This window comes from Sulfurospirillum multivorans DSM 12446 (genome assembly GCF_000568815.1).
GTDB classification, from domain to species: domain Bacteria; phylum Campylobacterota; class Campylobacteria; order Campylobacterales; family Sulfurospirillaceae; genus Sulfurospirillum; species Sulfurospirillum multivorans.
Genome location: NZ_CP007201.1, coordinates 1088826 through 1112128 on the forward strand (window position 1 = coordinate 1088826; position 23303 = coordinate 1112128).

Genomic DNA, 23303 nt, shown 5'->3' on the forward strand with positions numbered 1-23303 from the left:
AATCTTCGGTAAAATAAATTAATTCCAACAAATGAGTTTTATGTGAAAAAAACAGCAAGTATTGATATTGGCTTAAAGCGTATTGGCGTAGCGCTTTGTTTGGCAGCAGGTATTGTCTCACCGCAAGAGGCGATATTGCGCAAAAATCGTGACCAAGCCGCACACGATGTCGATGCTTTTTTAAATGAGTGGAACATCGAGCTTTTGGTTGTGGGACTTCCCAAAGGTGGAAGTAGTAGCGAAGAGATGGAGAGGCGCATCAAACATTTTGTGAGTCTGTTAAAATTTAGTGGCGCAGTGGTCTACCAAGATGAGTATGGCTCTAGCAATGAAGCCAAAGAGATGATGCAAGGCGTTGTGCGTCAAAAGCGCGATGGACGCATTGACTCGATGGCAGCCAAAGTGATTTTGGAGCGCTACTTGGATGCGCTAAAGGCGAGTCATGGTTGAGCTTGAAGTCGCCGAAATTATCGGTACGATTGCGTTTGCACTGAGTGGTTTTTATGTGGCAGTCAAGGAAAAACTTGATCTTTTGGGCATTTTTATCGCTTCATTTTTAACCGCTCTGGGTGGTGGATTGGTGCGTGACATGCTGTGTGATCGCGCTCCGTACACTTTTACGCATCTGCTTCCCTCCATTTTGGTGATCGCGGTGATTCTTTTGAGCACACTTCTAAAACTTCACCTCAAAGGTGAAATAGAAAAAAAGTTTTATTTTATCATCAGCGATACATTAGGGTTGGTTTCATTTTCGATTTCAGGGGCGCTCATTGCTCTGCAAGCAGAGTTTAACTTTTTTGGTGTCGTACTGATGGCACTTGTAACGGCGGTGGGTGGTGGTGTGGTAAGAGACATCTTGCTCAACCGCGTACCACTGCTGTTAATCAGTGAATTTTACGGCACAGTCTCACTTTTGGTCGGTGCTATTTTGTTTGGTTTTGCACAGTTTGACATCAGCGGCTATCTGCCTGTGATGGTTGTTTTTGCCTTTGGTGTGGCATTACGGCTGTTGGCGTATTACAAACAGTGGCATTTGCCAAAAATTGGGTAAGGTTTTTTTCGCTATAATGGCGTTTTTTTAGAGGAGTAGATTATGGATTTTGAAACAATGGACAAAGAGTATGTGTTGCAGACCTATGCACGAAACTATGTCAATTTTAAACACGGTATCAACGCAACCCTTTTTGATGAGAAAGGAAGAGATTATATTGATTTCACCAGCGGTATTGGTGTGGTAAGCGTTGGGCATGGCAATCAAAGACTTGCCGATGCGGTCGCTGATCAAGCACGCCATATCATCCATACATCAAATCTTTATATGATCGAGCCACAAGCGAAGTTAGCAAAAAAAATCTGTGAACTCACAGGCTATGATGTGGGCGTTTTCTTTGGGAACTCAGGCGCGGAAGCGAATGAGGGCGCGATTAAGCTTGCACGAAAGTATGGTGAGAAAAAATTTGCCAATAAAAAATACAAAGTCCTAACCCTAGAGCACTCCTTTCACGGACGTACGATTACAACGGTGAAAGCAACAGGTCAAGAGAGCTTTCATAAAACGGCTTTTGCCCCGTACCCTGAGGGATTTTCGTACACAAAAGAGATCGCTGATCTTTACAATGCGATTGATGATGAGACGGTTGCTGTCATGATCGAACTCGTACAAGGCGAGGGTGGCGTTAAAGCGTTTCCTAAAAAAGATATTCAAGATTTAGCGAAGTTTTTAAAAGAGAAAGAGATTTTGCTCATCATCGACGAAGTGCAAAGTGGCGTCTTTAGAAGCGGTGAGTTTTTAGCGACATCCCTGTATGAAATTGAGCCAGACATCATCACGCTTGCCAAAGGGTTAGCGGGTGGTGTGCCTATTGGCGCGGTGATTAGCAAGCACAAAGATATTTTTAAAGCAGGCGATCACGGCAGTACATTTGGGGGTAACTTTCTCTCCACACGCGCAGGACTCGAAGCACTGGCGATTTTAGAAGAGTACAAACAAAGTGGTATGCTTGATGAAGCACTGATCTATTTTGATGCAAAACTCAAAGTTACATGTAAAGCGTTTCCGACACTTTTTGAGAGTGTTGAAGGGCTTGGTTTGATGCGTGGCATTAAGTGCCAAAGTGGCGATATTTTGGCAAGCGTCATCAAAAAAGCGTTTGAACATGGCGTTTTGGTTCTCAAAGCAGGCAAAAATACGCTTCGTTTCCTTCCTCCACTGACTATCTCGAAAGAGGAGATCGATGAGGGCTTTAAACGTTTAGCGAGTGCGTGTAGCACGCTTTTATAAAAGAGAAACGTGAACTTTAGCGCCTACATGCAAGCGTGGCTTTACGGCGAGCAGGGCTACTACAGCAATGTGCGTACCATCGGAAAAGAGGGTGACTTTTACACCGCTGTGAGTACGAGCATGTTCTTTGGTGGAACGATTGCCAAGCGGCTGATTTCAACGATTGAGAGCGGGTTTTTAAGCCCTGCTTGCAGTGTCGTTGAGATCGGCGCGCACAAAGGCTATTTACTTGCCGATATGATCCAATTTATCTACACCCTCAAACCCGAACTGCTTCAAACCCTAACCTTTGTCATTGTCGAGCCTTTTGCTGCGAATCAAGCGATGCAAAAAGCGTACTTTGAAGAGGCGTTTGGCGATGCGATAAAACTTTTACATGTAAACTCTTTGGAAGCGTTTACATGTAAAGAGGCATTCTTTGTGGCGAATGAAATTTTTGATGCGTTTTCGTGTGAGCTGATCAAAGACGATCAGATGCTTTTCGTTGAAAATGGGAAAGCTTTTTTTGAAACGATGGATGCTTTTGCATGTAAAAAAGCCAAAGAGTATGGCATTACCAAAGGGGAACTCTGTTTGGGATATGAACCTTTTGCCAAGGCAATGGCGCACAGTTGCGAGCGTTTTGAGTTTGTGACGTTTGATTATGGCGATAAAGAGGCGAGAGGTGATTTTTCACTGCGTGTGTATGCCTCTCATCAGGTCTATCCTTTTTTCGCACTGAGCGATTTAGTGGAAGAGAAACTGCGTGAAAAAAGCGATTTTAATGCCTTCTTTGCAAAGTCTGACATTACGTATGATGTCAACTTTAGCCATCTTTTTCTTGCGTTTGAAAAAAGTGGCATTCGCGTGCACGACTACGTTACGCAGGTAAAAGCCTTGGTCGATTTTGGCTTAGTGGATCTTTTGGAGTTGTTTGCCAAAAACGTTTCTGAAAAGCAGTACGAGCGTGAGATGAATAAAATTAAAACCTTGATCGATCCTTCGTTTATGGGAGAGCGGTTTAAAATGGCATGTTTTCGCAAAGGAGAAGTGGAATGCAGTTGATTATTAACGGTGAAAAAAAAGAGAGTGGGGCAAAGAGCATTCAAGCGCTTTTGGATGAGCTGGGCATTGAAAGCAAAGTAATGGCGGCGGCGGTGAATATGAACGTCGTCAAAAAAGAGTTGTGGGAAAGTTACGAATTGAGCGAAAATGACAAAGTTGAGTTTTTACAGTTTGTCGGTGGTGGCGCTTAGTGACAGAGTTTTTTGGAAGTTTTTTTGCCTTCAATGACCGCTACAGCAATCGCAAAACCATTGTCATGCGTGATAGAAAGTGAGAGATCGGTGATGGCATACGCTTCGATAAGATGCGCTGAGAGCGTAAAAGAGGGTGCATTTTTAGCATCTTTAGAAAGTTTAATATCCATAAAGCCACACTGCGCGCTAATGCCAATGCCAAGCGCTTTGGAAACCGCCTCTTTTGCCGCGTAAAATCCAGCCGCTGTTGCATCACTTTTTGCTAAGAGTATCTCTTCTGGGGATAAAAATTTAACAAGCGCCTTGTCTCCAAAGCGCTTTTTGAGTTTGGTGATTCGCTCAACACTAACGAGGTCTACGCCGATCATTGAACCACGAAGTCTGTAAAATAGATATTTTTGACTTGTCCATCGGAGAGATTTTCATTGATCTTATCAAGTACTTCTTCTTTGAGCTTATCTTTGCCCTTCAGTGTACTGATCTCTTCAAAAGTTTTAGAAGAGAACGTGCGAATGATGATGTCCCGAATCAACGATTTTTTATGATCCATTTCTGGTTGTAATTTTGGATCACTGAGTTCCAAATCAACAGCAACTTTTAAAAAGCGATTGCCACTTTCGCTGAGTAAGTTTACAACAAACTGCGCCATCGGGTACATTGGACCAATCGCCAAATGATCGGTTGATTTTTTGCTACTGCTTTTTTTCTTCTCAACTTTCGCATCTTGAGAAGATGGTGCCCCTGCTGCTGCTTCCTCATCATGACTTCCTAAGAGGAAAAATGCCGCTGCACCGCCGCCAATGAGAAGAACAACTAAAAGAACAACGACAATGATAAGCACCATATTGCTTTTAGATTTTTTTTCAACTGCTCCATCGCCATCTTCAGGTTTTTTAGCCATTCGTTATCCTTTTACATGTAAATATACTTTGCCTGTATATCGTTTGATTTCGTGAAAAATTTACATCCATTCGATTAATTTTGAAACTTCATCAATATTATAACACTTGAGCCCCTCAATTGTCTCCAATGGAAGGGACGGAACGACCGCTTTTTCAAACTGTTGCGACTTCGCCTCTTTGAGTCTGAGATCGAGGTTGAAGATGTCGCGCACATCCCCAATCAACGAGACTTCGCCGATAAAAACCGTATCTTTGCTAATCGGTCGGTTACGATATGAGCTAATGATGGCCGCGATAATGGCAAGATCTGCCGATGTTTCACTGATTTTGATACCGCCAGCGATGTTAATGTAGACATCGTACTGGTTAAAAGGAAGGTCAAGTTTGCGCTCCAACAGAGCTAAAAGCATCGTAAGGCGGTTGAGCTCATAGCCAGTGGCACTGCGTTTGGGGTTGGGATAGCCACTGTCACTCACAAGTGCTTGCACTTCCAAGACAATCGGGCGGCTACCTTCCATTAAGACTGTAATCGCCGAGCCTGCTTGCGCTTTGCCCCGTGTAAAAAACTTCTTGGAGATGTCTTTGGCACTGACTAAGCCTGCTTTGGTCATCTCAAAAATGCCCACTTCACTGGTCGTACCAAAACGGTTTTTAAAACCACGTAGTAGCCGAAGTTCACGAGAAGAGTCACCTTCAAAATAAAGAACCGTATCGACCATGTGTTCCAGTACGCGAGGCCCTGCAATGGAGCCTTCTTTCGTAATGTGTCCGATGATGAAAATAGCGATATTTTTATCTTTTCCGTAACGCATCAGCTCAAAGGTGATCTCACGCACCTGCGAAACACTTCCCGGAGCCGAAGCCACTTTTTCACTGTAAATCGTTTGAATAGAGTCAATAATGAGCACTTCAAAAGCGTGCGTTTCAAGCTCTTTAAAAATCGTATCAAGTCTGATTTCTGAGAGCAGGTAGAGATTGGGATAATTGCTATCTACGCGATTAGCGCGCAGTTTGATCTGACTTGAAGACTCTTCGCCACTCACGTAGAGAACTTTTTTTCCCTCTTTGGCAAGATTGCCAGCAATCTTTAAAAGCAGGGTCGATTTGCCGACCCCTGGGCTTCCACCAATGAGTGTCAAACTTCCTTGAACGATGCCGCCCCCTAAGACTAAATCAAGCTCGCGGTCACCCGAACTGTAGCGCTCAACCTGCTCAAAACTGACTTCCGTGATGGGAATGGCGTTGCTTTGGGTGTGGGTCGTAGGTTTGGAGTTGATCTCTTTAAGGACTTCTATCTGTTTTTCACTGAGCTCAATGTACTCATCCCATGCACCACAATTGGGGCATTTTCCAAGCCATTTGGCACTTTGGTGACCACAGGCTTGGCACTCGAAAAGGATCTGTTTTTTAGCCATGAGTTTGCGTAAAAATGGAGTCTAAAATGGTGTCGATGTAATCATCTGAATTAAACGGAATCAGATCATCTTTTCCCTCACCCACACCCACATAGATGATAGGAAGCTCTAACGCTTTGGCGATACCAAACAATGAGCCACCTTTTGCCGTACCATCGAGCTTCGTGATGATAATCGCATCGATGCCGATCATCTCATGAAAGGCTTTGGCTTGGTTAATCGCAGAGGTTCCTTGCGTACCATCTAAAATGAGAATTTTACGGTGTGGAGCTCCGCTGAGCGCTTTATCGCAGATGCGCACGATTTTTTTGAGCTCATTAGCAAGGTTGACTTGGTTGTGCAGACGTCCTGCGGTATCGATGATGACATGGTCGATTTTTTTAGCGATAGCGGAGCTAATCGTATCGTATGCCACAGCGGAAGGATCATGCCCTTGTTGGGTGTAGATGATGCCCACATCGATTTTTTCTGCCCAGCTTTTGAGCTGTTCAATCGCTGCGGCTCTAAAGGTATCAGCAGCTCCCAAAAGCACGCTTTGGTTCTCTTTTTTATAGTTGTGCGCAAGTTTTGCAATCGTCGTCGTTTTACCCGCACCATTCACCCCAATAATGAGCTCCACAAAAGGTGTTTGCTCTGTTTGCATAGATGTTGTGTCGTATTTAAAATAAGCTTTTAAAACACGTTTCACGTCTTCGCGTACGACTGTTTGGGAAGGTGGTAGATAGTAGATGATCTCTTCAACGAGTTCATAAGGAATGTCGGATTCGATTAAGATCTCTTCTAAAAGCGTTTTGTCGATTTTTTCGACTTTCTCAGGCAGAATCTCTTTGATCGCACCGAGTGTTTTATCGAGTCCTTTTTTGATAAAGCTAAACATTAGAGCACTTTTTTGATGTCAGCGTCAATCATCTCTTCAGGAATAGCCCCTACGTAATGGGTTGAGTATTTGCCGTTCTTGTCATACAAAAACATAAGGGGGATATTTTTCACGCCACCCGCACTTTGTGCCAATTTAAAGTTTTCAATACTGTTAGTGATAATGTAATTAATATTGTTATATTTTATAAAGTTACTGATCTCTTCATTGGATTTATTCTCTTCTAAAAGAACACTAATGATGACAAAATTATCTTTATATTTTTCTTGAAGGTTGTTCAGATGGGGAATTTCAGCCTTACACGGAGGGCACCATGTAGTAAAAAAGTTAACTAAAACGACTTTATTCTCAAATCCAGCAAAACTAAATCCTTTATCAACTGACGTAACAACAATCTCTTTGCCAGAAACATCTTGCAGTACAATTTTTTCACTTTTAGTCTCTTTATTAGCGTTAGAAGCGTTAGTGTCCGTTTTCTTTTTTTCAGAAGAACACCCATTAAAAAAGAGCATAGAAGATGCGATAAACAAAGCAAACCAAAATTTCATTATGATCCTTTTAATGCAGAGCTGTATGAAACTCTGCTTGATACGCTTTCTAAGCAAAGCTTAAAAAGCTACGTTAGCCACTAGGGCGCTTAAGCTTGCCTCAAATGAGGCAGAGACTTCTTGCAAAACGACACGAAGTCTATTATAATGGCTATGATTGTATTCAAACATGCCTTAAAGTGACAACAATGCAAAAAATTAAGTTCGAGACCAAGTCGGATTTTCGCTCCTTCGCACGGGCAAAACTAAACTTCGTTCACAATGCTTATAAACGTGATAAAATCATTGAAAAACAGATTTTGGAGATGGTATATCGCCTTAAAGCACGTTCCATTTTACTCTATGTCTCATTGCCCATAGAAGCCAGTACGCGGGGCGTTATCGCTACATGTAGACGAAGAAAATGTAACGTTTATGTTCCGTTTATGGAAGGTATTAGTTTCAAGATGGTAAAATGGAGATTGCCTTCAAGTAGAAAGAAATTTAACATCGAAGAGCCCAAAAACTCATTTGCTGTTAAACCAAAAATTGATTTTGCGATAGTGCCTGTCATAGGGGTTGATGGGGCATTCAAACGAATTGGTTTTGGTAAAGGGATGTACGATCGTTTTTTTGCATCGCTTGAGCCGAAACCTCCAATAGCATTTGTTCAAAGGGAGTTTTGTATGACACAAAGCCTAATATGCGAACCACATGATATTGCAGCAGATATTTATTTAACCCTCTATAAAACTATTATCAAAAGAGAGACAAATGGTCTTAGAGTCATTAGCGGTCGGCGGCGCTGCATTAGCAAGCGGCGTTGTAGGATTTTTCATCGCCAAAAAGATGGAAGCTGCCAATTATGAAATACATGTTGCCCAAGCAAGGGCCAAAGCCAAAGCCATTGAACACGAAGCGGAACTGATCCTTAGTAGCAGTAACATTAAGGTTAAAGAGGCTGAACTAGAGGCAAAACGCAAATACGAAGATCGTACGATCACGCTTAAAAAAGAGCACTCTGAAAAAATGTTAGAGCTTGATAAAAAAGAGCGTGGCTACAAAGAAGAGCTTCGAAAAATCACCAAAGATCGTGAAGATCTTCAACTTTTTCAAAACAATGCTAATGCGCTTTTTGATGAGGGAGCGCAGCTTAAAGAAGAGTACACCACAAAAGTGAATGAAGCACTTTTGGTGTTGGAGCGCTCGTCTGGGCTCACTCAAAATGAAGCCAAAGAGATCGTTTTAGCCAAAGTAGAAGAGCAATCTCGCGCTGAGATCGCCCATACGGTTAGACGTCTCGAAGAAGAGGCGAAACAAGATATTAAACGTCGTGTTAACTACATTTTAGCGCAAGCAACGACCCGTTTTGCAGGTGAGTTTGCGGCGGAGCGTCTGATTAACGTTGTCAATATTAAAGATGACGAACTCAAAGGGCGCATTATTGGTAAAGAGGGTCGTAATATCAAAACCCTTGAGATGCTTTTAGGTGTTGACATCATTATCGATGATACGCCAAATGCAATCATCTTAAGTAGCTTTAACCTTTACAGACGCGCGATTGCGACCAAAGTCATTGAGCTGTTGGTTCAAGACGGACGTATTCAGCCTGCGCGTATTGAGGGCATTTATGAGAAAGTCAAAGATGAATTTGACCAAAGCTTGACCGAAGAGGGCGAGAATATCGTCATTGATTTAGGTCTTACGAAAGTGCATCCAGAGCTTGTAAAACTGATCGGTCGCCTTAAATTTAGAGCCAGTTACGGTCAAAATGCACTCGGGCATTCGCTTGAAGTGGCGCATTTGGCAGGTATTATCGCCGCTGAAACGGGTGGCGATGTTCTATTAGCGCGTCGTGCAGGAATTCTTCACGACATTGGTAAAGCTTTGACGCATGAGACAGCAGGTAGCCACGTTGATTTGGGTGCTGAGATTTGCCGTCGTTATAAAGAGCACGATGTGGTCATCAATGCTATCTTTGCGCACCACGGACATGAAGAGCCAACTTCGGTTGAATCCGCAGCCGTATGTGCCGCCGATACGCTCTCCGCTGCGCGTCCGGGTGCTCGAAGAGAAGTGCTTGAGAGCTTCTTGAAGCGTGTTCAAGACATTGAAGAGATTGCGAAAAGCAAACCGGGCATTAAACAAGTGTACGCGATCAATGCGGGTCGTGAAATCCGTGTCATTGCCAATGCAAAACTGATCAATGATGACGAAGCCGTTTTACTTGCCAAAGAGATTGCGCAAGAGATTGAGAGCAAAGTTCAGTATCCTGGTGAGATTAAAGTCAATGTCATCAGGGAAATTCGCGCCATCGACTTCGCACGCTAGAGCTTTTTACATGTAGAGGCAAAAGCCTCTGCATGACTGCTTTTAATGGAAAAATATGCAAAAACACTACACTTTCAAAACCCTTTTTCACGAAGTCAAACAGTATAAAAAAGAGTTGATTTTAGCCAATGTGGTCGCTTTTTTAGCCGTGCTGGTAAGTACACCGGTACCTCTTTTGATGCCTATGTTGGTGGATGAAGTTTTACTTGGTAAAAAAGGATTTGTGACACATGTTGTTGATGGGTTTTTTGGTTCTCCAAATCCTGCTTATGTTTACATCGTTATTGTCTTAGCCGTTGTTGTGACGCTGAGATTTCTTTTTTTTCTTTTGAACTATCTGCAAACAAAACTCTTTACGATTGTCTCCAAGAACATCGCTTTTAAAATTCGCACCCATGTTCTAGGGCATCTCAGCCATGTTGCGATGAACCAATTTGAATTTTTTGGCTCAGGAAAAGCGGCTTCACTGCTTGTGACCGATGTTGAAACGATCGACAATTTCTTGGGTGTTTTTGTCAGCCGTCTCATTATCTCCGTGCTCACCATTTTGGGTGTGGGGGCAGTTTTGCTGATGATTCATTGGCAATTGGGACTTTTTATCTTGGTGTTGAACCCCGTGGTCATCCTTTTTACCACCAAACTTGCCAAAAAAGTGGCAAAGCTCAAAAAAGAGCAAAACAAAGCGTTTGAACTTTTCCAAGATACACTCTCAGAGACGCTTGATATGTTTGTGCAAATTCGTGCAACCAACAAAGAGAGGCTTTTTTTTGATAAAGTCGAAGCGCATGCAGCGTCGATCAAAGAGAGTTCTATTGTTTATGGCTATAAAAGTGATGGGGCGAACCGCCTCTCTTTTCTTATATTTCTCTCAGGTTTTGAGCTTTTTCGAGCGGCAAGCATTTTTGTGGTGGCGTATACGGAGCTAAGCATTGGTTCCATGCTTGCCATTTTTGGGTATTTATGGGTGATGATGGGACCGATTCAAGACATTTTAAACATCCAATACGCGTACCATAATGCAGGCAAATCGCTCACCCGTATCAACGAGATTTTAGAGCTCAAAGCAGAAGAGCGAGGCTTACATGTAAAGAATCCTTTTGTGAAAAATAGCACCAATGCGATTGAACTTAAAGGGGTAAGTTTTAGTTATGATGGTGGCAAGCAAATCCTTGAAAGCATTGATCTTACCATCCCAGAAGGGTCAAAAATCGCTATAATAGGCGCAAGTGGAAGTGGCAAAACCACACTGGCGCATCTGCTGGTTGGGCTGTATCCTCTGGATGAAGGCGATATTTTCTTTGATGGCATTTCGGTTAAAGACATAGGGCTTGATGTGGTGCGAGAACATCTCTTCTTGGTGCTTCAAAACCCACAACTTTTTAATGCAACACTGGCTCAAAACTTAATGATGGATGAAAAAACCGATAGAACCTTAGTGCATCAAGCGCTTCAAATTGCCCAGTTAGAGAGTTTTGTGGATGAGTTGCCTGATGGACTGCAAACCCAAATAGGTAAGCATGGTATTAAGCTCTCAGGTGGGCAACGTCAGCGTCTAAGCATTGCGCGTATGGTGCTTCAAAATCCCAATGTGGTTATTTTAGATGAATCCACGTCGGCACTGGATGTGCACACAGAGATGAAGCTTTTTGACGCGCTTGAAAATTACCTTGTGGGAAAAACGACGATTATCATCGCCCACAGGCTGAGTACGATTAAAAAAGCGGATTTTATCTATGTGATGGACAAAGGACGCATTGTAGAATCAGGTACCCATGAAGCGTTGATGCGTCAAGAGGGCGCATTTTACGAATACGTTATACAAAATAGAAGGAGTAAAGATAATGAAAAAAATATGGTTTAGTCTTATGATAGGTCTTTTAATGACCACAACACTCTTTGCATCAGCAGAAGAAAAATTGCTAGATTCATCCAATGCGCTTAAAAATATGATACGTGATTCTAAAATTAAGATTCCACAAAAGGTGCTTGAGCGTGCCCAGGCCATTGCCATTTTCCCAGGAACGATTGAGATTAGCATGTTTCTAGGCGGTAAAACGGGCAACGGTGTGATGGTTGTGCGCAAAAGTGATGGTTCGTGGAGCTATCCGTTCTTTGTCAAACTTGGGGGTGCAGGGCTTGGTTTTCAGCTAGGTGTTGAGAAGAAAGATATTTTGATGATTTTCCAAAGCAAAGACAGTGTCAAAAAACTGATGAACAACAAAATTACCCTAGGAGCGGATGCTTCCGTTGCGGCAGGTCCTGCGGGAGAGAGTGCGAGTCGAGGAAGTGAAGCTGACTTCAAATCTGAGATCTATACCTATACCAAGACACAAGGGGCATTCGTGGGTGTTTCCATTGATGGTTCTGTAATGAATCATGACTATGATCAAAATATCGAGCTGTATGGCAACAACATCACCCCTGAGCAAATTGTAGAATCAGATGGTTTGGTCTCTTCGTATGCGGTTGAGGATTTCCTCAAAGCAATACAAAAGCTTACAAACTAAGGATTGGTGTGGAAGATATTTTAAGTTCCCTCTCGACGTATGGATACATCATCCTTTTTCTCTACTCTTTTGGTGGCGGCATGGTCGCCATCATTGCCGCAGGTGTGCTCTGCTATGCCGGTAAGATGGATCTGAGTACGTCCATCGCAGTCGCAGCGTTGGCAAATATCATTGGTAGCTCCTTTTTATTTTACATGGGGCGCTACAACAAAAAAGCATTAATGCCGTATTTTAAAGATCATAAACGCAAATTAGCCCTGAGCCATATTTTGATGCGAAAGTATGGCGACAAGATCATTTTTATTCAGAAATTTATTTATGGGCTTAAAACGTTGGTACCGATGACCATTGGTTTGACCAAGTATCCCCAAACAAAATTTCATATCCTCAACACCATTTCAGCGTGTGTTTGGGCGCTGGTTTTAGGGGTAGGTAGTTACATGGCAGGTGAGCTTTTGATGCGCATTGCTGCCTATTTTTCGGACAATGCCTTTTTAGCACCTTTGATTTTACTCTCCATCATTGGGCTTATCTGGTTTTATTTCCAATCCGCCACAAAAAAGAGGCGTTAAATCACCCTACAACTTTTTTAAGCGTTCCTATCAGGCTTTGCGATAGGAACGTTTTTTAAAATATCTTATTGCTTAAAACAAGCATCTTCTGCTCAAAACGGTTCATAAATTCATTGTAGGCTTTACGTGAGTGACTGATCGTACAGATTAAACTTTTCATTGAAGGCTCCTCTGTTATAAAATTTTCACTATTGTATACAAAATGAAAAATATGCTACAATAATATTTCAAAATGAAATATTGGAGGACAAAATGCCAAATATTTTAGCGGTTTTGCATAAAGTGAAGGATATTCTCTCCCAAGAGTTGGGTGAACGTAAAGTATTTGATAAGGATGTGGCGGAAGCTTTAGGGATCAATCAGCTGACCCTTGCGACGATGAAAAATCGTGCCAAAATTCCTTATAAAGAGATTCTTGAATTTTGTGCGAAACGTAAAATCTCTATTAACTGGCTTTTGTTTGACCAAGTCGTCGAGAGTTTGCAAGTAGAGACCGATAAATTTGCGCGGGTGCATTATTTTAGAGATATTTATGCTTCGGCAGGTGGTGGAGCGCTGAATGAAGACGAAGAAGGCGAGATGATGTACCTTGATGAGGAGATCGTTGAAAAGCTCGGTGGACTTGGGATGATTAAGCACATTCAAGCCATCAATGTTTTGGGCGATTCGATGGAGCCAACACTGTTTAGTGGGGATGTAGTGTTCATCAACAAAGAGTACACCAATGCTTTAAAATCAGGTATTTACGTGGTCTCTACGCCTGTAGGATTGTTTATCAAACGCCTTCAACTGCATGCCAATGGCGCCGTAGCCTTGGTGTCAGATAACGAAGCGTATGCCCCTGAACTGATCAATGCAGAAGATGTTCAAGTGCTTGGCAAAGTGGTTGGAAAGCTCTCTTCTAATATTTAACCCTAGAAGCGCGTAAAGATGCTTACGCGCTTAAACTCTATTTTTGCCTTGACCAATACCCTGCAAGTACAGCCCCAGAGATGTTGTGCCAAACACTGAAAATGGCGCCAGGCAGTGCGCTCAGTGGTGTGAAATATTTCATAGCGAGTGCGACTGCTAAACCAGAGTTTTGCATACCGACTTCAATCGCAATTGTTTTACAAATCGCATGACTGTATCCCAACCATTTTGCAGCATAATAACCACTTGCCAGCCCTGTGAGGTTATGAAGCATGATGCCAAGAACCGTTAAAAACGCAATATTTGCAATGCGCCCTTGGTTGAGTGCGACAACAATCGCAATAATAAACACAATCGCAACCATCGAAAACGTTGCCAAGTAAGGCTCATACCGTTTAATTGTTGCCTGTAAAAAATAGTTTACAACCACGCCCAAAACAACAGGTGCAAGGACAATTTGTGCAATGCTTAAAAGCATATCCGTTGCAGGAACAGGAACACTTTGTCCCACGTACAAAAGGGTTAAAAAAGGTGTGACGACCACGGAGAGCAAGGTTGATGTGAGCGTCATGGTAATGGAAAGTGCGACATCGCCTTTGGCAAGATAGGTCATAACATTCGAAGCCGTACCTCCAGAAACAGCACCTACGAGTACCATTCCCACCATGAGTTCGGTTGAAAAATGAAACGCTTTTGAGATCAAGAGTGCAACAAGTGGCATAATGAAAAATTGTAAAACTACGGTTAAAAGAATCGCTTTAGGTGCTTTAAGGACACGTGCAAAATCTTCCAAACGAAGGGTCACACCCATAAAAAACATAATCGCAATCAGCAAAGGTGTAATGGAGCCTTTCAGCGGTACAAAAAGCGTTGGCATATTATACGCTACCAGCGAAAAAAGAATAGCCCAAAGAGGGAAGAGTGCATTGATACGATGAATCATAACAATCCTTTTTAAAAAGATGAAGGATGATTATAACAAAGAAGAGGGGGAATGATGCCAAAAAGGAGCGCAAAAGAGTGTTTACATGTAAAGCGTTACCACTTTACATGTAAGATAAAAATTAAAGTGTTTCTTTGATCTCGATGGTGATCATTGCATCGTTTTGTGCGATGCTATCAAGCACTTTGAAGCTCTCTTTGTCATCTTTTGCAATGGCACCAAAAACGGTGTGAACGCCATCTAAATGAGGACAATCCACAAAGCAGATGAAGAACTGACTTCCGCCAGTGTTAGGACCTGCATGTGCCATAGAAAGAGATCCTCGTTTGTGTTTGCTTTTTTGACCTTTGCATTCGCATGCGATGTTCCAACCCGGCCCTCCGGTTCCGCGACCGCTTGGACAACCGCCTTGTGCCATAAAGTTTTTGATCACACGGTGGAAAATAAGTCCATCGTAGAATTTGTCATTGGCAAGCGTTGCAAAGTTGGCAACTGCTATAGGAGTCTCTTCAGGATTGAGCTTGATGATAATATCGCCTTTTTCCATCTTGATAATAGCGTATTGAAAAGCAGCCAATTGCTCTTTTGTGTAGTCATAGGTTTTGAGCGCGCTCATGGTTTGTAGCCTTTATGATTAAGTTAGATGTGGATTATAACAAGCGATTCCTATAAGCTCTATTAACCCAGTTTTTTAGAAGGAATGGTGCGGTAAACCAGCACGTTTGAAGGATACAGTGGATTTTCCAAGGGAGGCTCCAAGCGGATAATGTGATGCAAGATGTCAAGTTTGTGGCTCTCTTTTGCAAATTCGACTAAGAGTTTATCCCCTTTAAAAAAGTGCAAATAATGGACAAACGATTTTTCCCAATCAATGGCATTATCCATCTCTTGGTGCGCATCTTTAAAGTGAGCAATGTAGATTTTTTTCATGATATTGGCACTGTTTTGTTTACATGTAACAATGCTCACATAAGGCTCAATATGGCTCAAAACGCTCTCATATTCTTTGGCATCAATGAGCGCCATCTGTTCATTGAAAAATCTCTGCTTCATCCCTTCAAGTTCGTTCACAAGCGCGTAGTGACTTTGCAGCTGATACTGATCTTGCAGTTGCACCGCTTCAAAGAGCAGATTTTTCGCTACGTACTCCTCTAAAAGAAGCAGCGCTTTGGAGACCTCTTTGAGTCTATTGGCTTGGTTTTGGTAGGGTCTAAATGGGTGTAAAAGCTCAGCAAGCAAGGACGCTTGATGGTAGTTTTTTGCTTCAAGCAATTTAAGCGTCTCATTTTGGATACGCTCTCCTATTTGAAGCACTTTTTGGTAGAGTGGTGTGGATTCTAAAAAAGTATTTTGTGCCACGAGACGGAAGTAAAAGTGGAAGTTTTTCTCTTTAACCGCTGTTTCTGCCATGGTAAACGTGCCTGAGCGTTTGAGCATGTTTTCAATGAGTTGTTTTTTTCTTCCACCTCTAAAAAAGCACGCAAGCTCTCTTTCGCCGCTTCTTTATTCAGCAATGGTTCTCGTGAGAGCAACATTTGCGCTTGTTGAAGATTTTTATTCCATAAGGCTTCAACATGCGCAAAGAGGGAACTTTTTCGAAGCTCAGGCTTGCGCGCAACCAGATCGTACGCAGGAGCATAGCTCATGCTCCTGAGGTAGCGTTGCAGTGCGATGAGATGGGGCAGAAGTGTTTCAAGTTCGCTAAATTCGAGTTTGCATTTGGGATGAAACATAAAAGGTTCCGCTCTTTTTTGCGCTTGCTCAATGTCGCTTCGTGAGAGCAGGTTCATAATGGTCTCTTTCTCTTCTTGCCAGTATTCGTAAATCTTTTTGGTCTCACGATGCGACATCAAAAAGATATTTTTTTGAAAAATAAGACACGCCTCTTTAATCTGCTTAAGGGTAATGTGCGCGATAAATTGCTCTTCAAGTTCACGGTGGTTGTAAAAAAGAAGCTCACCCGTTTTAAATCCCATAATAAAATACTTTTGCGTTCGGCACAGTGTCGTAACGCCATGGTAGGGGAGTTTGACTTGGTAGAGAATATCAAGCGTTTTGACATACACTGCAAATAGAGTGGATTCACGTGTGCCTATGTAAATAAATTTTTTACTGTGTGAGAGCACCATCGTTGAAGGCCAGATATTTTGATCGAGCTCTCTTTGTTTCGTTACCTCGCCTTTACAAAGATCAATAGCGATAATTTTACCATTGCGAGTGATGGCAATAAGTGTTTGCTCATCCACAAACAGCATCATTTCAACCACCGCATCGATTTTTTGATTAAAAAGCGTGGTAAAACTGTTCATTTTATAAACAACCAAGTCGCGTGAAAACGAGGCATACGCTCCAAGATGGTAGGTATCCGAGACGGCTACTGCGGTGATGGCATCAGAAGATGGTGGCAGTTCTGCTTGGATGGTCCCATCTTCTGCGCTGATGATGTAACTGCGTCCGCGCTCATTTCCTGTGATCAGATAGATGTCATTTTCACTCAAAGCGGCTTTGGTGATACTTTCCGTTTGGTTGTAGTGAAACGTTGTGATGGGCACAATCTTAGCATGTGTGTCGATGACATGCTCAAGTCCTTGGTCTGCAAAGGAGAGGTAGGCTAGATTTTTTCCTACGGCAAAAGGACGCTTGTAATAATCAAAAGGGGTGTTTTCATGACGGGTTAAAAGAGGGGTGCTTTTAATGATTTTAAGTTCATTGAGATCAATTTTGTGCAAATGACACTGATGGTCGATGATTTGGAGTGTGGATTCATCCACCACGCATGCGCTAGAGATCGCGCTATGAAACGTTATCTCTCTTGAACTTGGCAACATAACTCAAACTCCTCTTGTTTGACGATGCAGATGAGATAGCGGGTTGGTTCATATGGGCTGATTTTGACCAAAATTTCAAGCATATGCGTGATGGATTTGAGAACGCCTTTAAAGGTAATATCGCCCTCATAGGACCAATTGCCTTTGATCGCTTCGATCGAGTCAAAATACTCCATCTCTTCAAAATCCACCACCTCTTTGAGTGTGAGGGCTTCCTGTGTGAGTTTGAGTAGTAAATGCTCATCACTGTGGTTATTGACAAGTTTTTCAAAGAGTTTATTGTAGGAATGAAAAATCATATCATTGCTCATTAGTGCGCACGGGAAGGGAATCTGCTTTAAAAAAGACGCTTCATTAAGGCTCAGTGCCAAAGAGAGATTTTCACTGTTTTGCTGTTCCCTTAGCGCGTGCAGTTTCGTCAAATCTTGGCAAATACTGATAAACTCACTGATCTCTCCCTCCGTGTTCACGATAGGCACAACGGTGGTGTAGTGGTAAAGCATTCTAAGGTCTTTGGTTTGGTTGATGATAAGTCCTTGCCATGTCTTTTTAGCTAAAATCGTCTGCCACAGTTCTTCGTACACCGCTTTTGAGGTGGAGGGATGGCTGATAAGATGGTGCGTTTTCCCAATCAGCTCTTCTTTGCTGTACCCCGTTGTTTTACAGAAATTTTCATTGACATCGGTGAAAATGCCGTTTTTATCGGTGAGTGAAACCATGGTTGCTTTATCAAGTGCTTCTTTGTAAGCTTTGAGTGTCGCACTTTGTGCATTTAAAGAAGCGGCTTGTAGGTGTGTAAAGTGTTTCAGTTTTTCATGGGCAATCTCTAAATCCTGCTTGTACTGCACCAGTGCTTTTTCTTGGTAAATGCGCTCAATAATCGTGTATAAAACCTTTAAAATTTGATCACTCTGCAGAGGTTTGGTAATGTAATATTGAATGCCAAGGTTGATCAATTTGATGAGGTATTCGCTCTCATTGTGTGCAGAGGTAACCAAGATGGGCTGTTTAGGATAGCGCTCTTTAATGGCTTCAATCATCTCAATCCCATCCATAACGGGCATACGAATATCGGTAATAACAAGATGATAGTCGTTTTGTGCGAGCATATCGAGTCCCTCTTGACCATTGGGCGCTAGATCGACACGTTTAAAAATATCACTCAGAAAAAGGCTCACCTCTTCACGCAACGCAAGGTCATCTTCGACATACAATACGTTTAACTCTTTACTCCAAGCGATCAGCTGGTCGATCGAATTTTCCATAATCACGCTCCCATGGATTTTATCGTTTCATTATATACTGTAGGCGTTGTATTTGGGTTATATTTTTCGCTATACTTAGTACAATGTGTGGTAACGCGGGCAAATCTACTCATTAAGGAAAGACACAATGCGAGAAACGTTAACGTTACTCCTTGTTGAAGACGACCTCTCTTTAAACGAAGAGTTGGGCATTTTTTTATCAGATTTTTTTGATACGATTGATTCGTGTGGCTCTGCTGAAGAGGCGTATGAAAAATACCTGAAAGCTTCGTATGACCTTGTCATTACAGACATCCAACTTCCCCACCAAAGCGGTCTTGGCTTGGTTGAAAAGATCAAGAAAAAAAATCCTTTGCAAATGGTCATTGTCATCTCGGCGTACAAAGAGGTTGACTATTTTCTCAAAAGCATCAACCTTGGTATCTACAGTTTTCTCACCAAACCATTTGACTCACAACTGCTGATCAACACGATGATCAAAGCAACCACTCAGTTAGAACAGCAAAAGGGTAAAATTGATAGCTCAATCGTTATTTTGCATAAAGGAATCACGTTTGATCTTAAAACCAAAACCTTACATGTAAACCAAATGCCACAAGAATTAACCGCAAAAGAGGAGCTTTTACTGTTTGTTTTGGTGAAAAATGCCAACGCATTTGTTCGTAATGAACAGCTTTCTCAAGAGATATGGCAGAGCGATGAGGTCAATAACTCAACGCTTCGAGCCCTTGTGAAACGCGTGCGAGACAAGCTGGGGTATGATGAGTGCATCATCAACCTCAAACATCGAGGCTATAAACTCTCTACACATCCTTCATAGGAAGTTGTAGTGGAGCGTTGAAAAAGTAGCCTTGTGAGTAGTCAATTCCCAATTTTTTGACCGTCTCAAACTCTGCTTCGTTGGAGACAAATTCTGCAATAACCTGCATTCCGATCTTTTTTGCCATGGATGCGATGGACTCGACAATGTCTTGATTGCGAAGGTTGGTGTCAATGCCTTTGATGAATTGCCCATCGATTTTGAGAAAATCCACCCCTAAACTTTCCAAGCGATTAAAATTAGAGCGATCGCTTCCGAAATCATCAAGGGCAAGCAGATAGCCCATCTTCTTGAGCACATGCAAGTTTTGAAGCGGTCCACGGTTAATATCGCTGATGATGATGTCTTCTAATATCTCAAATGTGACCAAGGCTGGATCGATGCGATAGAGTTTTTGTTTGGTTTCTAAAAAGTCGATAAAGGTTTGATTAAGCAGATCTTCATTGGTAATGTTCAGCGAAAAGGCGACGTTTTGACCTGCAAAAATTTTAAACGATTTGTTGATCATGATGCGTGTGAGATTGCTCATCAGCCCGCTGCGTCTGGCAGCTTCAAGAAAATGTGCAGGTGAGATGATCTCGCCATCGTCTTCAATGCGCGCTAAACATTCGTACTTGACCACGCTCAAGCTTTGGTTATCAACGATGGGTTGGAAGTAGGGCACTACGCGGTCTTCTTCGAGGGCTAGACGAAACTTTTGTATCCATGAGGTTTCGATTTTGGCACGTTTGAGAAAAACATCTTGGGTGTTGTAGATGTTGTACTGGTTCGGCACACCTCGCATACGCGCTTCACGCAGGGCAATACGCGCATTAGGAAGCAGTGAAGAGGGCGCATTTGCCGTTGCAATGCCACACGAAAGTGTGATATAGATAGGTTTTTCTTCGTATTCTCCAATGGGTGTTTCTCTGAAAAAGGCTTGGATTTGGATGGCGACAAATTCGGGATTGATGATTTGTGGATCGAAAATAATGACAAATTCATCGGAATTGTAGCGGTAGAGATGCACCTCTTTGGAGAGGTTGTATTGTAAATATTCGCCGACTTTAAACAGCGCTTCATCGGCAAACTCAGCCCCATAGGTTTGGTTGATAAAGCTAAAATTATCGATGTTGTAGAGCATAATAGTCAGTTGATGATTTTGCGGAAAGTTATCTAAAAAGTTGTAAAGCATGGTGGCATTTTGAAGTTTGGTGACCGTGTCTATGGTCAAAAAGTCATGCACGATTTGAGAATTTTGCGCCAGTTGCTCGCTCTGTTCTTCGAGTTTTTGCTCTAATGTGGCTTGGCGCGAAGCTTTCTCAAGGCGCTCTTTGACAAGCGATGCCACTTTGTAGAGTGTTTCGATGAGCTGGTCAAAGTCGATTGGTTTTAAGATGTAGCCACTCACATTGTTGCGAATGCTCTCTAAAAAATACTCGGTTTCATTGTGCGCCGAGACCACGATAATAGGCTGTTTGGGGTTGATCGCTTGAACGTGTTTAATGAGATCCATGCCATTCATGTGCGGCATATTAAGATCTGTGATGAGAATGTCATACCCATAGGGGTGTTCTTTGTAGATTTTAAGCGCTTCCGCACCATCGCTTGCTTCATCGATTTCACTGAAAAGATCGTGCAACAATGAGACGGTGTTTTCACGCAGTATCAGGTCGTCTTCAGCATATAAAACACGCAATTTTGAGGTGAGATTGACCAGATCGGTCAGACTAATTTGCACGGTGTTCTCCACGAATCTTAATCATAAATTTGGCGCCATGTGCTTTATTTTCTACATGTAAAGAGCCATGGCAATGCTCTTGTACAATGGTTTGAGACATATACAGTCCAAGCCCCGTGCCATTACGCTCTGCTTTGGTCGAAAAATAGGGGTCAAAAATTTTAGGAAGAATGGCATCAGGGATGCCTCCTGCATTATCCTCTATCTCGATGACAAAAAAGGCGTTATCTTCGTACGCATTGATCCATATAGTACCATTTTCTAGCTTTTTTTCAAGGATGGCATCTTGCGCATTTTTCAAAATATTGATGAGCACTTGCATCATTTGCGTCTCATAGGTGATGAGTGAATTGGACGATGTATTGTTTACATGTAACGTAATTTGATGCACCGATAAACTCTTTCCAATCAGCCCAAGTGCCCGATCGATAATCCTCTGGAGTGAGCTTTGTTCTTGCTGTTGTTCGGGTCTGAAAAAGTTTTTAAAATCATCAATGGTCGTTGTTAAAAACTGGATATAGGTCTCAATTTTACCAATGGCACCCAGTAAAAATTCCTCTTGGTCGGCTCTTCCTTGCTCACATTTAAGATCAAACTTTTTAAGGCTTTGTTTGAGCTTGATGCTAGCAGTCACGGCTGAAATGGAGCCAAGTGGCTGACGCCATTGATGTGCGATCATGCTGATCATCTCACCCATTTGTGCCAAACGTGATTGATACAGCATCATTTTTTGCGTCTCCATGTGTTCAACCACGCCCTCTTTGATCTTCTTATCCATCGAGTCGTACAGCTCTTGGAGCTCTTGACTCATCGCGGTGAAATTGTCCAGAAGTGTGTTGATCTCGACAATGTTGGAGCGCTCTATTTGTGTCACTGTGAGTTTGTCTTTGAAGGTTTTGGTCGCTTCGATGAGCTCTTGCAAAGGGTTGAGTATATGGTTTGAAAACGTTTTCGCACGCGCTAAAAGGATGCCAAGAAAAATGAGGTAAAAAAGTCCCATAAAGCCTAGTGCAAGGTAGCCGATAACGTTTGTTTTCGCTTTGAGTTGGGTGCTGTTTTTGAGCAAAGAGTCTTTGTCGAGCAAAAGGACAAATTTCCAGCGTGTCTGCGCAATGGTATTTTGCGTGATAATAAAATCACCCTGAGTGTGTTGCAGCTCTAGTATGGCTCTGTTCTCTTGAATCATACGACTGAGCGCCATTGCAAGAGGGTTTGTGGTGTTGGTGAAAAGATTGAAATCGCGAGGCTTCGTGATGGTCGCTTCAATGGGCGCATCATAGGTGTGTGTTTTGAGCTCTTTAATCCCAAGATGCGCTTCCAAAGCTTCGCTCATCGCAAGAATATTGCCGCGCTCATCAACAAGCATGCTCATGGAGCGATAAGGCAGTTGAAGCGAAAGCATGGTTTTTATGAGATGCTCTATCGTCACATCAATGCCCACAACGCCTTCTAAAAAATCACCTTTATACACAGGCGCAATCGCACTGATCATCCATCCAGCTCCTGCTGGGTCTAAGTAAGCATCGGTCCAGACCACGTTTTTGTCTGGATTGTGTGCCGCGTCAGCAAGGTAGTAAAAATTAAACGTTGGAATGGCGATGTCATGGGCGTATTGACCTAGCGCATTGGGCATAAAAGGGCAGAGCCTGTTCATGGAGTCATAACTGTTAAAATAGACCTGCGCGATATTGGTATTGCTCTGCAGAATGGCTGTGTAAAAGGGGTCGAGTTTCTCCGTGGCGATGGCTTTTTCCAAGCGGTTTGGGCTCTGTTTTTGCGCGTTTGAGAAAAAAAGTGAACAGCTCTCTTCATTTTTTTGCGTGTTAAACAAAACGCCCGAATTGGTTTGCACATAGGTACTATCAGTGGTGTTTACATGTAAAGGGTTAAAGGTGGAAAAAAAGTGCTCATGCTCTTTTTGAAAAAGCCGTGTTAAGCTTGAGAGCGTTTTAAATTCGTTATTGACGATGGTGGCTGAGCGTTTGCTCAGCTCCTTGATATGCACTTTGCTCTCTTCAATCAGCGCCGTTTTCGTGGTTGCATTGACATACGCATTGCTCCAAAAATAAGCCACTAAAAGCATCATTTCTATGAGTAAAAGCGGGAAAATGATAGAGCGTAAGTACTCTTTTTTGACCAAGCGTGCAAGGGTGTTTTGAACCATA

24 protein-coding genes are annotated in these 23303 nt (G+C 42.5%); 12 read left to right on the plus strand and 12 right to left on the minus strand.

The window, feature by feature from the left end; all coding sequences use genetic code 11:
* Positions 1–42 precede the first annotated feature (42 nt).
* From ruvX to thiS, 5 genes are read left to right on the plus strand one after another with little or no spacing between them, the layout of a single operon-like run.
* On the plus strand, positions 43–450 hold the full coding sequence (gene ruvX / locus SMUL_RS05550) for a Holliday junction resolvase RuvX (RefSeq protein ID WP_025344268.1): 408 nt from the start codon (positions 43–45) through the stop codon (positions 448–450).
* Positions 443–1051: a trimeric intracellular cation channel family protein gene (locus SMUL_RS05555; protein WP_025344269.1), complete on the plus strand. Its 609-nt coding sequence runs from the start codon at positions 443–445 to the stop codon at positions 1049–1051. The genes ruvX and SMUL_RS05555 overlap by 8 nt, the downstream gene beginning before the upstream one ends.
* A gap of 42 nt (positions 1052–1093) precedes the next feature.
* Entirely contained in the window at positions 1094–2281 is a 1188-nt protein-coding gene (locus SMUL_RS05560; protein ID WP_190278604.1) for an aspartate aminotransferase family protein, read from the plus strand.
* Positions 2282–2290: 9 nt separating this feature from the next.
* Positions 2291–3325, plus strand: a complete 1035-nt coding sequence (locus SMUL_RS05565) for an SAM-dependent methyltransferase (protein ID WP_025344271.1) — start codon at positions 2291–2293, stop codon at positions 3323–3325.
* Positions 3316–3516: a sulfur carrier protein ThiS gene (thiS, locus tag SMUL_RS05570; RefSeq protein WP_025344272.1), complete on the plus strand. Its 201-nt coding sequence runs from the start codon at positions 3316–3318 to the stop codon at positions 3514–3516. Before SMUL_RS05565 ends, thiS begins: the two co-directional genes overlap by 10 nt.
* Here the strand turns inward: thiS and acpS are convergent.
* From acpS to SMUL_RS05595, 5 genes are read right to left on the minus strand one after another with little or no spacing between them, the layout of a single operon-like run.
* The gene (gene acpS, locus SMUL_RS05575) at positions 3513–3887 is read right to left on the minus strand and encodes a holo-ACP synthase (protein ID WP_025344273.1); all 375 of its coding nucleotides are present in this window, start codon (positions 3885–3887) and stop codon (positions 3513–3515) included. The genes thiS and acpS overlap by 4 nt on opposite strands.
* Complete coding sequence (fliL, locus tag SMUL_RS05580; RefSeq protein ID WP_025344274.1) at positions 3884–4420, minus strand: flagellar basal body-associated protein FliL; 537 nt, start codon at positions 4418–4420, stop codon at positions 3884–3886. The genes acpS and fliL overlap by 4 nt, the downstream gene beginning before the upstream one ends.
* A gap of 60 nt (positions 4421–4480) precedes the next feature.
* Entirely contained in the window at positions 4481–5836 is a 1356-nt protein-coding gene (gene radA / locus SMUL_RS05585) for a DNA repair protein RadA (RefSeq protein WP_025344275.1), read from the minus strand.
* On the minus strand, positions 5829–6713 hold the full coding sequence (gene ftsY, locus SMUL_RS05590) for a signal recognition particle-docking protein FtsY (protein WP_025344276.1): 885 nt from the start codon (positions 6711–6713) through the stop codon (positions 5829–5831). The genes radA and ftsY overlap by 8 nt, the downstream gene beginning before the upstream one ends.
* Positions 6713–7261 carry a TlpA family protein disulfide reductase gene (locus SMUL_RS05595; protein ID WP_025344277.1) on the minus strand — a complete coding sequence of 183 codons (549 nt, stop codon included), beginning with the start codon at positions 7259–7261 and terminating at the stop codon, positions 6713–6715. The genes ftsY and SMUL_RS05595 overlap by 1 nt, the downstream gene beginning before the upstream one ends.
* 188 nt (positions 7262–7449) lie before the next feature.
* On the opposite strand from SMUL_RS05595, the gene SMUL_RS05600 reads away from it, so the two are divergent.
* The 6 genes from SMUL_RS05600 (at position 7450) to SMUL_RS05625 (ending at position 13562) form a co-directional block, all read left to right on the plus strand.
* On the plus strand, positions 7450–8109 hold the full coding sequence (locus tag SMUL_RS05600) for a 5-formyltetrahydrofolate cyclo-ligase (protein WP_223809780.1): 660 nt from the start codon (positions 7450–7452) through the stop codon (positions 8107–8109).
* Entirely contained in the window at positions 8015–9571 is a 1557-nt protein-coding gene (gene rny, locus SMUL_RS05605; protein ID WP_025344279.1) for a ribonuclease Y, read from the plus strand. Before SMUL_RS05600 ends, rny begins: the two co-directional genes overlap by 95 nt.
* Positions 9572–9626: 55 nt before the next feature.
* Positions 9627–11432: an ABC transporter ATP-binding protein gene (locus SMUL_RS05610; RefSeq protein ID WP_025344280.1), complete on the plus strand. Its 1806-nt coding sequence runs from the start codon at positions 9627–9629 to the stop codon at positions 11430–11432.
* The gene (locus tag SMUL_RS05615) at positions 11413–12078 is read left to right on the plus strand and encodes a lipid-binding SYLF domain-containing protein (protein ID WP_025344281.1); all 666 of its coding nucleotides are present in this window, start codon (positions 11413–11415) and stop codon (positions 12076–12078) included. The genes SMUL_RS05610 and SMUL_RS05615 overlap by 20 nt, the downstream gene beginning before the upstream one ends.
* 8 nt (positions 12079–12086) lie before the next feature.
* Positions 12087–12650, plus strand: coding sequence for a DedA family protein (locus SMUL_RS05620; protein ID WP_025344282.1), 564 nt, complete (start codon positions 12087–12089; stop codon positions 12648–12650).
* 252 nt (positions 12651–12902) lie between these two features.
* Positions 12903–13562 (plus strand): LexA family transcriptional regulator, encoded by a 660-nt coding sequence (locus SMUL_RS05625; protein ID WP_025344283.1) that lies wholly within the window; start codon positions 12903–12905, stop codon positions 13560–13562.
* Positions 13563–13599: 37 nt separating this feature from the next.
* Here the strand turns inward: SMUL_RS05625 and SMUL_RS05630 are convergent, their stop codons facing one another.
* The 5 genes from SMUL_RS05630 to SMUL_RS05650 form a co-directional block, all read right to left on the minus strand.
* Entirely contained in the window at positions 13600–14505 is a 906-nt protein-coding gene (locus SMUL_RS05630) for a bile acid:sodium symporter family protein (protein ID WP_025344284.1), read from the minus strand.
* Positions 14506–14626: 121 nt separating this feature from the next.
* Positions 14627–15121 carry a peptidylprolyl isomerase gene (locus SMUL_RS05635; protein ID WP_025344285.1) on the minus strand — a complete coding sequence of 165 codons (495 nt, stop codon included), beginning with the start codon at positions 15119–15121 and terminating at the stop codon, positions 14627–14629.
* Between the two features lie 62 nt (positions 15122–15183).
* Positions 15184–15915: a hypothetical protein gene (locus tag SMUL_RS05640; protein ID WP_148295269.1), complete on the minus strand. Its 732-nt coding sequence runs from the start codon at positions 15913–15915 to the stop codon at positions 15184–15186.
* Positions 15843–17333 (minus strand): PQQ-binding-like beta-propeller repeat protein, encoded by a 1491-nt coding sequence (locus SMUL_RS05645; RefSeq protein WP_025344287.1) that lies wholly within the window; start codon positions 17331–17333, stop codon positions 15843–15845. Before SMUL_RS05645 ends, SMUL_RS05640 begins: the two co-directional genes overlap by 73 nt.
* Entirely contained in the window at positions 17309–18598 is a 1290-nt protein-coding gene (locus SMUL_RS05650; RefSeq protein WP_025344288.1) for a response regulator, read from the minus strand. The genes SMUL_RS05645 and SMUL_RS05650 overlap by 25 nt, the downstream gene beginning before the upstream one ends.
* Before the next feature lie 127 nt (positions 18599–18725).
* Here SMUL_RS05650 and SMUL_RS05655 point away from each other — a divergent pair, with 127 nt between their 5' ends.
* A complete protein-coding gene (locus SMUL_RS05655) occupies positions 18726–19418 on the plus strand; it encodes a response regulator transcription factor (protein WP_025344289.1) in 693 nt (230 codons plus the stop codon).
* Here the strand turns inward: SMUL_RS05655 and SMUL_RS05660 are convergent.
* The gene (locus tag SMUL_RS05660) at positions 19402–21138 is read right to left on the minus strand and encodes an EAL domain-containing protein (protein ID WP_223809781.1); all 1737 of its coding nucleotides are present in this window, start codon (positions 21136–21138) and stop codon (positions 19402–19404) included. The genes SMUL_RS05655 and SMUL_RS05660 overlap by 17 nt on opposite strands.
* Positions 21128–23302, minus strand: a complete 2175-nt coding sequence (locus SMUL_RS16535; RefSeq protein ID WP_025344291.1) for a sensor histidine kinase — start codon at positions 23300–23302, stop codon at positions 21128–21130. Before SMUL_RS16535 ends, SMUL_RS05660 begins: the two co-directional genes overlap by 11 nt.
* Between the last annotated feature and the right edge of the window lies 1 nt (position 23303).